This window comes from Nonlabens sp. Asnod3-H03 (genome assembly GCF_045063665.1).
Lineage (GTDB): Bacteria > Bacteroidota > Bacteroidia > Flavobacteriales > Flavobacteriaceae > Nonlabens > Nonlabens ulvanivorans.
Genome location: NZ_JBEFOD010000008.1, coordinates 2,174,564 through 2,189,299, shown reverse-complemented (window position 1 = coordinate 2,189,299; position 14,736 = coordinate 2,174,564). Strand labels below are relative to the sequence as shown.

Below are 14,736 nucleotides of genomic sequence, written 5' to 3'. Positions count from 1 at the left end.
TCCCGCTTTCGCGAAAGCGTAATTACAATAACTTAAAGAATAACACATATTATGTCACAAAAAGGAACCATTAACGTGGCGGTGGAAAACATTTTTCCGCTTATTAAGAAGTTTTTATATAGTGATCACGAGATTTTTCTACGTGAGCTTATTTCAAATGCTACCGACGCAACGCTCAAACTGCAACATCTTGCCCGTATAGGAGAAGCAAAAGTAGAATTGGGCGAGCAGCAAATAGAGGTGAAGATTGATAAGGAGGCAAAAACATTGCATATTATTGATCAAGGTTTAGGGATGACAGAAGATGAAGTGCAGAAGTACATCAACGAAGTTGCCTTTTCTGGAGCTGAAGAGTTTCTTGAAAAATATAAGGACACCGCAAAGGATAGTGGTATTATAGGACACTTCGGTCTGGGATTCTATAGTGCTTTTATGGTGGCCGATAAGGTGGATATCATTACTAAATCATTTAAAGATGAACCAGCAGTACACTGGTCATGTGATGGCTCACCTAATTATACGATTGAACCAGCAGATAAGACCGATTTTGGGACAGAGATTGTATTGCATATTTCTGATGATGAATTAGAGTTCCTAGAGGAATCTCGTATCACAGAGTTATTAAATAAATACAATAAATTTATGCCTGTTCCAATTAAATTTGGAATGAAAACAGAAACTCTACCAAAGCCTGATGATGCTAAGGAAGAAGATCCAGCGCCGACTCAAGAGGTAGATAACATTATTAATAACCCTAATCCAGCATGGACTAAACAACCAGCTGATTTAGAGGACCAAGATTATAAAAATTTCTACAGAGAATTGTACCCGATGCAATTTGAGGAGCCTCTTTTTAATATTCATTTAAATGTAGATTATCCTTTTAATCTTACAGGTATATTATATTTCCCAAAAATGACTCAAGACTTGAATGTACAAAAGGATCGTATCCAGTTGTATCAAAATCAAGTTTACGTTACTGACAATGTGGAAGGCATCGTGCCTGAATTTTTAACCATGTTACGTGGTGTGATAGATTCTCCAGACATTCCTTTAAATGTTTCGAGATCATATTTACAAGCAGATGGCGCGGTTAAAAAAATATCTAGTTACATTACCCGTAAAGTTGCAGATAAGCTTAAATCCTTATTTAATGAAGATCGCGCTGCTTTTGAAGAAAAGTGGAACGATATAAAGATAGTCATTGAGTATGGTATGTTGAGTGAGGAGAAGTTTTTTGAAAAAGCAGATAAGTTTGCACTTTATCCTACTGTAAATGGATCTTATTATACTTGGGATGAATTAATAGAGAAAATTAAGCCTACTCAAACGGATAAAGATGACAAGACAGTTGTATTGTATACTTCAAATAGAGAAGCTCAACATAGTTATGTAAATGCAGCATCAGATAAAGGGTATGAGGTATTATTGCTAGATTCTCCTATAGTATCTCACTTAATGCAAAAACTTGAAAGTTCTAAAGAGAATGTTTCTTTTGTGAGAGTAGATGCAGATCATATAGATAATTTGATTAAGAAAGATGAAGATCAAATTTCAAAATTATCAGATGAAGAAAAAGAATCCTTACAAAAAACCATAACTGACACGATTAGCGACGCGAGCTACACTGTTCAAGTAGAAGCAATGAGTAGTGACTCAGCGCCTTTTATTATTACACAGCCAGAATTTATGCGACGTATGAAAGAAATGCAAGCCACTGGTGGCGGCGGTGGTATGATGGGCTTCGGTAATATGCCAGATATGTACAATTTAGTTGTTAATGCAAATCACGATCTTATTCAAGAGATTTTTAACTCAAAATCTGATGAAAAGAAAGCGAGTTTAATTAATCAATCAGTCGATCTAGCTAAGCTTTCTCAAGGTCTTCTAAAAGGAGAAGCTCTTACAGATTTTGTTAAGAGAAGTTATGATTTAATAAAATAAAATAGCTTAAGTTTAAGCTAACTAACAAAAACACTCACTCAAAAGGTGAGTGTTTTTTTGTTGATATTTTTGAGGTCAAAAACTAATAGTTTACCAGCTTAAAGCGATAGACATTTTTTGTGTTAATAATTAGAAATCATTAATTAATGTAGGATAAAGATGTGAATTCTTTATTATTTGTTTAATTTTATTAGGTCAATTGTTAAACGAAATCCTTTTCGAAACCTACTTAATTTAGGGATTACCCTACAAAATATAAATTAACATAAAATTAACATAATCTGTCAGGTGTTGTTTTTGCTGTAAAAATTTAGTTTTGATTAAGAAGTGAAAGAACATTTCTTTAGGTGCATTTGCATATCTTTAAAATTCGCTGTTATCTTTGATGCGTAATTAAGAAACAGCTCAAGTTTTTTAAAAACAATTGGCAGATATCCCTATCTCCTGTCATAATTAACCCCTTAGATTAATGAACCTTGGTTCGCAAATGAATTATAGCATGTAAGGCTATTTTCATCGCTCGCAAATGTGTTTATATTAATTCTAAATATTTAATTATGAAAAGAGTAATCATGAGTGCCGCGGCACTTGCAATAGGAGGATTTGTCTTTGCACAGACTCCGCAGACAATCGCACCAATAGTACAGCAGTCATCTCCGACAGCAGCAGCCACAGTAGGTGGTAACTATTCTGACATCGACCAAAAAGGTATTGGTAGTGATGCAAAAGTTCAACAACAAGGAACAGCAAACGCTTCATTTATCGAGCAAACAGGTACTGATGTTGCAAATCGCAACTCAGTAGATGTACTACAATGGGGTAATGTACAACCTAGTATAAGTGGACACCTTAACTATTCTGATATCAAGCAAGATGGTGCAGGTAATGATTTTATGGCAACACAACAAGGTGATGAAAATGAAATTTCAGGTTTACAAATTGGACTAGATAACGCTGCACTTGTACAACAAGGAGCAAATACTCCACAGCAAGCCGAAAACAATTTAGCTAAAGTTGATCAAGATGGTAAAGATAACTATGCTGAAGTTCAACAACGTTATGATGATAATGAAGCAAGCATTCTTCAAAGAAATGATGCTGCAGCTGGTGTAGGTAACCGTTCTTATCAAGACCAAGTTTCAAATCCTAACCAATCTGCAGGTCAAGTTGCAATAGGCGAGCAATGGGGTGATAATAACGAGGCTGTACAAATTCAAGATAGTGGTTCTCCTGCATTAGGTGGTGGAAATCATGCTGAAATCCAGCAAGGTGATGCAACGAAAGACGCAACTGATGCATTTGCACAACAAGTTCAGTCTGGTGCAACTAACGAAGCTTATGCTACACAATTCTTATCTGGTGATGAGTCTTATCAAGAGCAATTAGGTACAGACAACAAAGCTGTAGTAAATCAAAATACTGCTGGATCTTTAAATGGTGGTGATAACCTGGTTGAGCAATTCCAAGATGGTGATCGTAACGAAGCACGTTCTACTCAAAACGGTAACAACAACATGGTTAACCAAGAGCAGTATGGAATGGATAACTATTCTCGTGTAAGTCAAGGGAATGGACAAGCAGTTGGTAACATGGCTACTTCTATTCAAGATGGTGCTGATAACAATTCTGTGATTAACCAACGTGCAAATGGTAACATGTCTATGGTAGATCAAACGGGTAATGGACAAACAAGTTTAATCAACCAAAATGCGCCATTAGCAGGACAACCAGCATTAACTTCTGGTCAAAACACTGCAACAGTTATTCAAAGAAATGCAAATGTTGCTTTAACTCCTCAAGCTAGAAGAGCGGCAGCAACAAAAAGACACACATTTTAATATTATTTAATAAACCAGTAGGGACGGTTTAATGTGATTTTAAAGTAGGCTAAGGTATTTGAGAGCCTTAGCCGACTTTTAAAATATGAGTTCTAATATCTCAAACCAATTTAAATCTAAATATCAATAATTATGAAAAGAGTAATTTTAAGTGCTGCGGCACTAGCAATCGGTGGATTTGCATTTGCGCAAACTCCTCAAACAATCACACCAATCGTGCAGCAAACGTCTCCGACAGCAGCAGCTACAGTAGGTGGAAACTATTCTGACATCGACCAAAAAGGTATTGGTAGTGATGCAAAAGTTCAACAACAAGGAACTGCAAACGCTTCATTTATCGAGCAAACAGGAACTGATGTTGCAAATCGCAATTCAGTAGATGTGCTACAATGGGGTAATGTACAACCTAGTATAAGTGGACACCTTAACTATTCTGACATCAAGCAAGATGGTGCAGGTAATGATTTCATGGCAACACAACAAGGTGATGAAAATGAAATCTTAGGTTTACAAAATGGATTAGACAATGCTGCACTTGTACAACAAGGAGCAACTTCTCCACAACAAGCTCAAAACAATTTAGCTAAAGTAGACCAAGATGGTAAAGATAACTATGCTGAAGTTCAACAACGTTATGATGATAACGAAGCTAGCATTCTTCAGAGAAATGATGCTGTAGCTGGTGTAGGTAACCGTTCTTATCAAGATCAAAGATCAAACCCAAATCAATCTGCAGGACAAGTTGCGATAGGTGAGCAATGGGGTGATAACAATGAGGCTGTACAAATTCAAGATAGTGGTTCTCCTGCATTAGGTGGTGGAAACCATGCTGAAATTCAGCAAGGTGATGCAACTACTGAAGCTACTGGTGCATTTGCACAACAAGTTCAGTCTGGTGCAACTAACGAAGCATATGCTACACAATATCTTTCTAGTGATGAGTCTTACCAAGAGCAATTAGGAACAGACAACAAAGCTGTTGTTGAGCAAAACACTGGTGGAATTTCTTCTGGAGGAAACAACTTAGTTGAGCAATTCCAAGATGGAGATCGTAACGAGGCTCGTTCTGATCAAAATGGTAACGGTAACACTGTTAACCAAGAGCAATATGGTCAAGATAACTTTTCTAGCGTGAAGCAACGTTATGGTCAGGATGCTGGTAACATGGCAACATCTATCCAAGATGGTTCTTTAAACAACTCTGTAATCAACCAACAATCTCATGGAAACATGTCTATGGTAGATCAAACAGGTGATGGTCAAACTAGTTTAATTAACCAAAATAACCCAACGACTGGAGCAGCCGCTGCAGCAGGTGGTTATAACACTGCAACTGTTATTCAGAGAAATGCTAATGTAGCTTTAACTCCACAAACTAGAAGAATCGCTGCGTCTAAAAGACACACATTTTAATTATTAAACCAGTAGGGACGGTTTAATTTAAATAAGTACTTAAGGATGGTAATTGTATCATACCATTACCATCCTTTTATTAATATTTCTAAATATTTTATATGAAAAGCTCAATAATATGCGGATTATCACTGCTCGTTAGTGGTATCGCAATCGCTCAAACATCACAGACACCACAAACAATTGTGGCGCCTGCTCAACAAGTTTCTCCGACAGCTGGTGCAACAGTAGGAGGTAACTATTCTAACATCGATCAAAAAGGAATCGGTAGTGATGCATTAGTTCAACAACAAGGAACAGCTAATGCTTCTTTTATAGAACAAACTGGTACAGATGCCGGTAACCGTAATTCAGTTGATGTCCTTCAATGGGGAAATGTATCAGCCTTAAGTGGTGAAGAAAACTATTCTGAAATCAAACAAAATGGTGCAGGAAATAACTTCACGGTAACTCAACAAGGGGACAAGAATGAAGTTTTTGGTACTCAAACTGGGTTAGATAACACAGCAATTGTTCAACAAGGTGCTGATCTTGCTCAACAAGCTCAAGATAATCTTGCTTTAGTTAATCAAGATGGTAAAGGCAACTTTGCTGAGGTACAACAAAGATATGACAACAATGAATCTACTATTACTCAAAATAATGATGCTGTAAATGGAGTAGGGAATAGATCTTATCAAAGTCAAATCTCTGATGGAAACCAAACACCAGGTCATAAAGCAATAGGTACTCAGTATGGAGATGATAATGAAATAGTTCAAAGTCAAAATAGTGAATACCAGCCGTTTGGTGGTAATAACTATGCAGAAGCTAATCAGGGAGATGCAGCGATAACAGCAGAGAGAGCATTCTCGCAACAAGTACAATCTGGTGGTTATAATAATGCATATTCTACACAATATGGATCAGATAATACTTCTTTCCAAGAGCAAAATGGCTTAGTAAATACGGCAGAAGTACATCAAAACATATCTTCTACAGGCGGAGATAATTATGCCGAACAATATCAAGTAGGTGGCTTAAATGAAGCATATATAAATCAAAATGGTCAGAATCATTCTGCATCACAAGAGCAATATGGGGTTTTAAACGAAACTATTGTTATACAAAGTGGTGGGCAAATGGTAGGAAATCAAGCCTTAACTATCCAGAATGGAATGAATAACGATTCTTACGTGAATCAGATGGCAAATGGAAATATCGCAGATGTTGATCAACTAGGAATGAATCATGTATCTGTAATAAATCAAAATAGCCTAGGAACTGCACCAGGTACAGGTGGTAGTAATACAGCAACAGTTACTCAAAGAAATGCAAATGTTTCTTTAAATCGTCAAACTCAACGTGCTGCTGCTACTAAGGCTCACACATTTTAATATTGCTTAATTACTTGAACTGAGAAGTCCTATTGGGCTTCTCGGTTTCATTAAAAACTATCATTATGAAAAAAATACTTTTCTTACTCGTTTTTACCACATTTACAGCTTTTGGTCAGACTTATGTAGATGATAGTCAGGTAATCAATACAGCAAATTTACAAACAACAAATGCGCAGCTCAATCTAGCTTCTGATCAAAATTCATCAGCAACGACGACGACTCAATTTGTTAATCAAAATAGTGTGTTTATTGAACAGGTAGGTACAAGTAATAACGCTAATGTAAGCGTTTCATCAGATGACAGTCAGATTAACATATATCAAAATGGTACTCTTAATAGCACTGTTTTAAATCACTCTGCAGATCGCATTAGGCAAAACATCGTACAAATTGGAAATTCTAATGTAGTATACGACTATAGTACTATTAGTGCTGCAAACCATTCATTAGACATTATTCAGAATGGAAATTTTAATACATCGATTACTGCAGGTTCCAATGCCATATCTGAAAATATGAGAATTAATCAAACTGGAAACGGAAGATCTGTTTTTGTAATCAATTTTTAAGTTACTATGAAGATTGCTCTGAATTTATTGGTCCTACTTATTTTTTGCTCCTTGCACGCTCAATCGCAAGAGCAAAAATCCTATTATAATCAGGAGATAAGTGGAGAATTATTTTTAGAACAAAAAGGAGATTATGTTTCTATTCAAGGTGTTGCTTTAAACCTTACAGATGTATCAGCAAGTATTAGGTATGAACTTACCGTTTTCAAAAAAGATAGTCTTAATAATACCTCAAAGAATAAACAAGAAGGACGTGGGGTTTTAAATGCAAAGACTAAAGCGATTCTATCCACAACTACTGTAAATATTAACAGCCCCTCAAAAATAACTATCATGTTACTCATCTATGATTTAGATAACAAACTGGTAGGTAAAGCAGTCCAAGTATTAAAAGAGAACTCTCTGCAACTAGAAAAAGAAGAAATAATTTCTAATGATGGAGTTGAGATTAGAGGTATTGTTATAGAGAAAACAAGAACAAAACCAGCTAGAGATTTTTACGATTATTTCTATGGAGAATATCATAAATATAAAATTAATGGTAACCGCATTGTTACTGTAGAGGAAGAATTTGGTCAGGGAAGAAATTCATTAATTAAAGTTACCGTAGGTAGAGAAGTGGTTTATGAATTTTTTGTAACCCCTAAAAAGAAGTACATGAAACAGATGGCGGATAACGCCATACGCTCTGTTTTTCAAAAATTTTTACAACTTCAAAAAGAAGAAACTAATTAAATAAATATATTATGCTCACAAAATCTACAACATTGCTCTCGTTGTTATTTTTAGTTCTCGCTTATACAGCGTGTAACGCACAACAATTTACTTACAAACCTATTAATCCGGCATTTGGTGGTGATACATTTAACTATCAATGGTTAATACAAAGTGCTGAAGCACAAAATAGGTTCACAGATCCAGCAGAATCTGCTATAGATGATACATCTGAATTGGACGCCTTTACTGATGGTTTAAATAGACAACTACTTAGTGGTTTTTCACGTCAGATTTTAAATCTTCAATTAGGAGAAGAAGAATTAAGACCAGGAGTTTTTACGATAGGATCTTATGAAGTTGAAGTCTTGGAATCTTTAGAAGGATTAGTAGTTAACTTATTGGACACTAATACTGGAGATCAAACCCAAATTATTATTCCTAATAATTAGGACCAAAGAACTCTACTATGAAATCTTATAAAAACATCATGATTCTCATGATGCTTACCATGCTATTATCTGCTTGTGGAGCATACATGAATCAACCCATGGGAACTCAACCAGCCCGCATAGGAGAAGCGACTGAAGTCTCTAAAAGATTAATTGCTCTACCAGAACCTAGTGCACCTGCCGTTGTCGGTGTCTATGAATTTGAAGACCAAACTGGTCAATTCAAACAGTCAGAAAATGGAAGTACCTTCAGTAATGCTGTTACCCAAGGTGGAACAACCATATTAGTAAAAGCATTAGAGGATTCAAAATGGTTCACACCTATTGAAAGAGAAAATTTAGGAAATTTACTTCAAGAACGTAATATTATCCTCAATACTAGAAAAGATTATGCAGCACGCAGTAATACGCAGGTTAAGGAACTAGATCCATTATTATATGCAGGCGTGCTTATAGAAGGAGGAATTGTTTCTTATGATACTAACGTATTAACCGGTGGAGCAGGAGCGAGATATTTTGGCGCTGGTGGTTCTACAAAATATAGACAGGATCGAGTGACCGTTTATTTAAGAGCCGTTTCTACAAAAACGGGTAAAATAATGAAGACCGTTTATGTGTCAAAAACAATCTACTCTCAAGCGGTAGATGCGAGTTTGTTTAGATACGTAAGTTTCAAAAGACTATTAGAAGCAGAAACTGGTTTTACAAGAAATGAACCAGGACAATTAGCAGTTAAAGAAGCAATTGAAAAAGCTGTTGAAGCATTAATTATTGAAGGGATCGATGCGCAATTATGGTATCCTAAAGGAGGAAAACCTGTGGCTGATCAGATGGTCGCCGCTTATAAGGAAGAAAAATCGGTAGCAGAAAACACAGACGTCTATCAACGTAATATGGTTAACAGGCGCAGTAAATGGCGAGTTGATGTTGGTGCCGGTGGTACTTTAATTAATGGTGATTACCCTAACGCTTACTATGAGTATGCACTAACTTTAGGAGCACAATATAATTTTTCACCTTATGTAGGAATTCATGGATCGGTACATAAATTTAGACTGAAGAATACAGATTTATTTAATCGAGAATTTGCTGCATCAGAACTTAATGTGCATTTAACAATGCTACCTTATGATAAATTTACTCCTTATGTATATGGTGGTGGTGGTTTAAATCATGCAAACTGGTTTGAACAGAATGACTTAAAGGTCCAAGCAGGATTAGGTCTTGAGTATACCTTATCACCATCTATAGGTGTTAAATTATATGCTGATTATAATGCAGTTTTATCTGATGATCTAGATTATATAGTCGCTGGTCAGCGTGATGATCATTATCTCAAATTTGGTCTAGGTGTCAATATCTATCTAGGTGGTAATGAGGCAAAGGATAATGATGAGAAACGTAAAATGAGAAAATACCGTCGTACACAAAGACGTATTGAAAAAATGAAATTAAGAGTTCAAGCAGAGCAAGAAGTTGCTGGTGACACGCTTTCGCGAAAGCGTAATAATTCAAACTTCCCTAATCCATAATTAAAAGATAGAAAAAATGAAATTACTGCAATATATAGCTGGAATTACCATCCTACTTTTAGTAATAGGATGTAGCGAAGATAAATTACAAATTAATGGTAAAGGAACCTTGAAAGGTCGGGTCGTAGCTGCCGAGACATTTTTACCACAAGAAAATGTGAAAATATCAACTAATCCTAATACGAATACAGTTTTTACTGATGCTGATGGATTGTTTGAATTTGAATTAGATAATGGTCAGTATTCTGTACAAGCTGAGAAAGATGGTTTCTTAACAGACTTTGAGAGTGCTACAGTTGAGGTGGATGAAACAGTTGAAATCGTATTTGAGTTACAAGTTGAAACGGCAAATAATAGAGCGCCAGATACACCTGTACTAGTATCACCGGCAGATAATGAGGTCGACGTATCGTCTAATGTAACGCTAGAATGGCTAGCAACTGATCCTGAAGATGATGATTTAACCTTTACAGTTGAATTGAGAAACACTTCAGATAATACGGTAGAAGTTTTTGAAGATATCACAGAACCTATGCTGGACGTGACTCTGGATTTTGGTACTACATATTTATGGCAAGTAAGAGCAGATGATGGAATCAACCAGACTATTAATAGTGCTTTATTTTCTTTTAGTACTTCTGATTTTCCGACCAATAGATTTCTATATGTACGTAAGGTTAACGGTAATAACGTTATTTACAGTAGTGATGAGAATGGAACAGAAGTAGCCCTTACCACAACGACTACTAATAGCTGGCGACCTAGAGTAAATAGACAGGCTAATAAAATAGCATTTCTAAGAAGTGTCGGAGCACAGGTACATGTGTTTACCATGGAATTAGATGGGTCACAAGTACAGCAAGTGACTTCTACAGTCGCTGTTGCTGGTTTTAATCTAGATGAGCTCGATATCTCATGGGCTTCTAATGGTTCTATAATTTATTACCCTTCACTAGATAAATTATACACCATACAGCCTAGTGGTGCTGGTCTAACACAACTTTATCAAACATCTAATGGTAATATCATTACCGATGTAGATGTTAATGAGCCTAGAATAGCCGTGAAAACTAATGATTTTGCAGGTTACAATGTTGAAATTTTGATACTAGATATGCAGGCTACTGTGGTGCAAACCGTTTTAAGTGGTATGCCTGGTGCTGCTGGTAGTATAGATTTAAGTGCAGATAACTCTACCATATTATATTCTAGAGATATTTCTGGATTTGAAAACATAGCATACAGACTGCTAGACTCTAGACTTTTTGTTTATAATTTGAACACTTTGCAAGAGTTAGAAGTGTCATTTAATAAGCCTGCTGGAACCAATGATCTAGATGCTCGATTTTCTCCTACAGAAGGTTTAGTAATATGTAAAAATCAAGATAATGATGGAAACTCTGCTCCGATAATACAAACTCTAGAATTAACTATAGCAGATACTAGAGAAGATTTATTTACAAATGCTATAATGCCAGATTGGGAATAGGCGCTTTTTATCCTTATGTAGTAAATGCGTTATCTACATAGTGGACTTGAGTCCCTGAGCAAGATTCAAATATGTCTAGGGTAACTAACTATGATACTTACGCAATTATCAATAGTTCTGTGCCTATTCCGTTTTGGTATTAATATTAAAAGGTAATGCCCAGTAAGAATGTAGGGATTCTTTACTGGGCATTTATCATTTCTAAATATCTTGAAAAGAAATATATTCTTGTTTAAGATAGAACAAACATATACTTTTATCTGTTGTCTCGCAATATTTTTAAGATATTTTGACGTTTAAAGGTTGTATTTAACAGATTTTTGGTAGTAAACGCCCTTTTAATCGATGTTTTAATCGGTGGTTTATCCTGCGCTTAAGTCAGTAGATTCATAAGCACCAGCATCTGGAGTAATGCTTCTAGGGTTATCTAAGATATCATTAACGGTCGCATTTGCTGGGTTTGCAATTCCATTTGCTCCACCTGTTGTATCGATTTGTAATTGATTATTATCCTCATCCTTAAAAATAGGGTCGACATTAAAGACACTTTGGTTGTATAAACTAGCATTATTAAAATCATAATTAGCAAATCCTACAAAATCATCAAAGCGATCATTAAATTTAATTAAGGAATTTTGAAAGTTAAAATTGAATTGAGACACGCCATCATCTGCTAAGATATATTCTATATCTCTATCGCCGTAAATAATACAATTCGTGAAACTTGCATTGATTAGGTCTTCAGTTAATTCTGTGTTTGGGATGATGTTAGAAATAAATAGGGTAGGGTCTTGTCTAAAACTGTTATTCCAGTAGTTTGCTATAGTGCAATTGTTGAAATTGTATTCACCACCTAAACGTAGAACTAGTGATGATTGCCCTGAATTATTAATGACTAAGTTTTCTGCCTCTATATGAGCGGTAGTTCCTATTAAACCAGAGTTTGAACTGTTATAAATTTGGGTATTATTGATTTGAAGAGTAGCGCCAGTAGATGCTGTATTTAAACTATCCATAATTATACCTACACTAGCGTTTTTAATAGTTGCGTTATTGATAATATTGTTTTTACTACCAGCGGTAAGCCATATAGCACCCCATTGACCTGGTATGTCTGCATAAGTCGGTTCTAATCTGTCGCCTTCAAAAATCACTTCGTTTTCTAGATCATCAGTTATTGAAGGTAAGCCGTTAACTTGCAGGCTACCTTCATTTGCGACAATAATACCACTTCCGCTATGAAAATGTAATCTTGCTCCTGCTTCTATGGTTAAAGTTTTATTTGCTGGTACCGCTGCAAATCCATAAATCACATAAGGCTTGGCAGCTGTTAATGTAAGTTCTGAATCATCAAGTACAAATCCACTTATATTTATACCATCTGCTGGATCTCCTATGGGCAGTGTTTCTTCAACACCTTGTGCATCTCTTTCTGGGAATAGAAATATAGCATCTTGGACTAGAGTAACCAGTTCTACCTTTTGCTGGTTAGGTCCACTATCAAACTCTATGGTGTCGGTATATAAAAACTCGTCTCCTGATGAGAAGTCGTTAATATCAATAGTGGTTTCTACAAATACAAAAAGAGAATCTTTGGCCAGTAATTCTACATTTTCAAATATGCGGCCGGGCACACCATCAACGGCTAGTCTATAGTTCGAATTCTCGCCTTGAGCCAGCGCAACACGAGGGATGACGATATCATCACTACTATTATTGTAAACCTTAAACGTACGTGTGCTAGATCCTATATTAGTAAATACGGTATCTAAAAAAACGGTGTCTTGAGAAAAACCTAAATCTCCCGTACTGTTTGAAAAAGCAAAATCATCTCTACAAGAAGCAAAGATGATACATAATAAAAGAGACGGAATGATTATAAAGTATTTCTTCATGTAAGTGTTTCAAATAGATCTCTTAACTCTTGAGATATTTTTACAGGTTTACCTTTTTTATTTATTGCACACCAGACAGATTTAGTCTTGACTAATAGCTGTTCTGTTGTGGCGTTATATATTTCTATAAAACGCTCGTATTTAACATTTGTTGCCTGACCTACTTGAGTTTTAATCAAAATCGTATCGCCTAAAAATGCCGCAGCTTTGTACTCTAGATTATGCTTAATCATTACCCAGTCAAATTGCTTTTTTAAAGCCTCTGTACCTACGTTTAACCAGTGTTCTATTGCAATTTCATTTGCCCACTGATTATAAACCACGTTGTTAACATGGTTAAGATCATCAATTTCTGCATCTGTAACTTTTCTAGTTACTGTATATGTTGGTAAATCTGCACTAATCACTATTTCTTAATTTTAATTTCAAACATTTTATCCCACCTCTTACCAGTTACAAAAATAGTACCGCTCTTAGGGTTAAAAGCTATACCATTAAGTACGTTATCATCTTTATTTGCATTTGGAATTTGAGCGGTTAATGATTTTAAATCGACGATACCTTCTACGACACCAGTTTGTGGGTTAATAATGGTAATACCATTAGTTTGATAGACATTGGCATAGATTTTACCATCAATCCATTCTAGCTCATTAATCTTTGTGATACTATTTTTAGTAGAAACGACTTGTACATAACTTATTTCTTCAAAAGTTATTGGATCAATCTTCCAAATTTTATCAGTTCCATCGCTTTTGTAAAGGAATTGTCCGTCATTGCAAAGTCCCCAACCTTCTTTGCTACGCCCATATTTAAACTCGTCTATGCGATTGAGAGATAAGTCATAAACATAGCCATAACCAGCTTGCCACGATAATTGATAAACCTTATTGTCTAGAATAGTCATTCCTTCTGCAAATATGTGGTCTGGTAATTCAAATTTCTTTAAAACCTCTCCAGTATTTACATCTGTAATTCTTAGGTCACTTTCTTTAAACTGTCCGGTACTCTCATAAAGTGAGTCGCCATAAAACTCAAGCCCTTGAGTGTAAGATTCTGTTTTATGAGAATAAGTAGCAATTTCTTCTATTTGATAAACTTTTACATTATTAGGAGCTAATCTTGTAATATGTGCAGACTTAGTCACCACTTTACCGTCATTATATATCGACGCTTCAAAAGTTAGTTTTCCATAGGGTTGAGTATCCAGCTTTCGCGAAAGCGTATTACTATTCTCTCCCATAACTTTACCAGCATTTATATGCCAAATGATGCTGTCATTTCCTATTTCTGACGCATCTATAACTGATAAATTGATCGAATCTGAGTTGGTATACGAATTTTTAGGGTTAGTTATCTCTAAACTATAATTGTCTTTAAAGGTATCGATATCATTCTTACAGGCTGTTAACGAGATGGTTGCTAGTAAGATTATAGCGGCATTTTTCCAGTTCATATATGGTTTTTAAGAGGTCGAAATATAACGATAAAATTGCTTGCTTAAAATCTTT

At 35.5% G+C, this 14,736-nt stretch carries 12 protein-coding genes; 9 read left to right on the top strand and 3 right to left on the bottom strand.

Features of this window, described 5'->3' with window-relative positions; translation table 11 throughout:
- Window positions 1-51 precede the first annotated feature (51 nt).
- From htpG to ACJJVI_RS13150, 9 genes are all read left to right on the top strand, one after another.
- A complete protein-coding gene (gene htpG / locus ACJJVI_RS13190; RefSeq protein ID WP_405352298.1) occupies window positions 52-1,944 on the top strand; it encodes a molecular chaperone HtpG in 1,893 nt (630 codons plus the stop codon).
- Between the two features lie 557 nt (window positions 1,945-2,501).
- Window positions 2,502-3,782: a hypothetical protein gene (locus tag ACJJVI_RS13185; protein ID WP_348021585.1), complete on the top strand. Its 1,281-nt coding sequence runs from the start codon at window positions 2,502-2,504 to the stop codon at window positions 3,780-3,782.
- 132 nt (window positions 3,783-3,914) lie between these two features.
- Entirely contained in the window at window positions 3,915-5,195 is a 1,281-nt protein-coding gene (locus tag ACJJVI_RS13180) for a hypothetical protein (protein WP_106200850.1), read from the top strand.
- A 101-nt stretch (window positions 5,196-5,296) separates the two neighbouring features.
- Window positions 5,297-6,571 (top strand): hypothetical protein, encoded by a 1,275-nt coding sequence (locus ACJJVI_RS13175; protein ID WP_348021584.1) that lies wholly within the window; start codon window positions 5,297-5,299, stop codon window positions 6,569-6,571.
- Window positions 6,572-6,636: 65 nt separating this feature from the next.
- Entirely contained in the window at window positions 6,637-7,143 is a 507-nt protein-coding gene (locus tag ACJJVI_RS13170; RefSeq protein ID WP_348021583.1) for a hypothetical protein, read from the top strand.
- A gap of 6 nt (window positions 7,144-7,149) precedes the next feature.
- Window positions 7,150-7,878: a CsgE family curli-type amyloid fiber assembly protein gene (locus ACJJVI_RS13165; RefSeq protein ID WP_081866538.1), complete on the top strand. Its 729-nt coding sequence runs from the start codon at window positions 7,150-7,152 to the stop codon at window positions 7,876-7,878.
- Window positions 7,879-7,889: 11 nt separating this feature from the next.
- Window positions 7,890-8,309, top strand: coding sequence for a curli production assembly/transport component CsgF (locus ACJJVI_RS13160; RefSeq protein ID WP_036581098.1), 420 nt, complete (start codon window positions 7,890-7,892; stop codon window positions 8,307-8,309).
- 17 nt (window positions 8,310-8,326) lie between these two features.
- Entirely contained in the window at window positions 8,327-9,841 is a 1,515-nt protein-coding gene (locus ACJJVI_RS13155) for a CsgG/HfaB family protein (protein WP_036581094.1), read from the top strand.
- A gap of 16 nt (window positions 9,842-9,857) precedes the next feature.
- Window positions 9,858-11,330 (top strand): carboxypeptidase-like regulatory domain-containing protein, encoded by a 1,473-nt coding sequence (locus tag ACJJVI_RS13150; RefSeq protein ID WP_042296698.1) that lies wholly within the window; start codon window positions 9,858-9,860, stop codon window positions 11,328-11,330.
- Between the two features lie 362 nt (window positions 11,331-11,692).
- On the opposite strand, the gene ACJJVI_RS13145 is transcribed toward ACJJVI_RS13150, so the two are convergent.
- The 3 genes from ACJJVI_RS13145 to ACJJVI_RS13135 are packed head-to-tail and all read right to left on the bottom strand — an operon-like array spanning window position 11,693 to window position 14,681.
- Entirely contained in the window at window positions 11,693-13,225 is a 1,533-nt protein-coding gene (locus tag ACJJVI_RS13145; RefSeq protein ID WP_405352297.1) for a hypothetical protein, read from the bottom strand.
- On the bottom strand, window positions 13,222-13,632 hold the full coding sequence (locus ACJJVI_RS13140) for a thioesterase family protein (protein ID WP_006797096.1): 411 nt from the start codon (window positions 13,630-13,632) through the stop codon (window positions 13,222-13,224). The genes ACJJVI_RS13145 and ACJJVI_RS13140 overlap by 4 nt, the downstream gene beginning before the upstream one ends.
- Window positions 13,632-14,681: a glutaminyl-peptide cyclotransferase gene (locus ACJJVI_RS13135; protein ID WP_405352296.1), complete on the bottom strand. Its 1,050-nt coding sequence runs from the start codon at window positions 14,679-14,681 to the stop codon at window positions 13,632-13,634. Before ACJJVI_RS13135 ends, ACJJVI_RS13140 begins: the two co-directional genes overlap by 1 nt.
- Window positions 14,682-14,736: the final 55 nt, after the last annotated feature.

Bases quoted from the DNA above. Each gene is read 5' to 3' on its own strand.
- ACJJVI_RS13185 (WP_348021585.1), top strand. From the start codon at position 2,502: ATGAAAAGAGTAATCATGAGTGCCGCGGCACTTGCAATAGGAGGATTT.
- ACJJVI_RS13160 (WP_036581098.1), top strand. From the start codon at position 7,890: ATGCTCACAAAATCTACAACATTGCTCTCGTTGTTATTTTTAGTTCTC.
- ACJJVI_RS13180 (WP_106200850.1), top strand. From the start codon at position 3,915: ATGAAAAGAGTAATTTTAAGTGCTGCGGCACTAGCAATCGGTGGATTT.
- ACJJVI_RS13150 (WP_042296698.1), top strand. From the start codon at position 9,858: ATGAAATTACTGCAATATATAGCTGGAATTACCATCCTACTTTTAGTA.
- ACJJVI_RS13145 (WP_405352297.1), bottom strand. From the start codon at position 13,225: ATGAAGAAATACTTTATAATCATTCCGTCTCTTTTATTATGTATCATC.
- ACJJVI_RS13175 (WP_348021584.1), top strand. From the start codon at position 5,297: ATGAAAAGCTCAATAATATGCGGATTATCACTGCTCGTTAGTGGTATC.
- ACJJVI_RS13155 (WP_036581094.1), top strand. From the start codon at position 8,327: ATGAAATCTTATAAAAACATCATGATTCTCATGATGCTTACCATGCTA.
- ACJJVI_RS13165 (WP_081866538.1), top strand. From the start codon at position 7,150: ATGAAGATTGCTCTGAATTTATTGGTCCTACTTATTTTTTGCTCCTTG.
- htpG (WP_405352298.1), top strand. From the start codon at position 52: ATGTCACAAAAAGGAACCATTAACGTGGCGGTGGAAAACATTTTTCCG.
- ACJJVI_RS13170 (WP_348021583.1), top strand. From the start codon at position 6,637: ATGAAAAAAATACTTTTCTTACTCGTTTTTACCACATTTACAGCTTTT.
- ACJJVI_RS13135 (WP_405352296.1), bottom strand. From the start codon at position 14,681: ATGAACTGGAAAAATGCCGCTATAATCTTACTAGCAACCATCTCGTTA.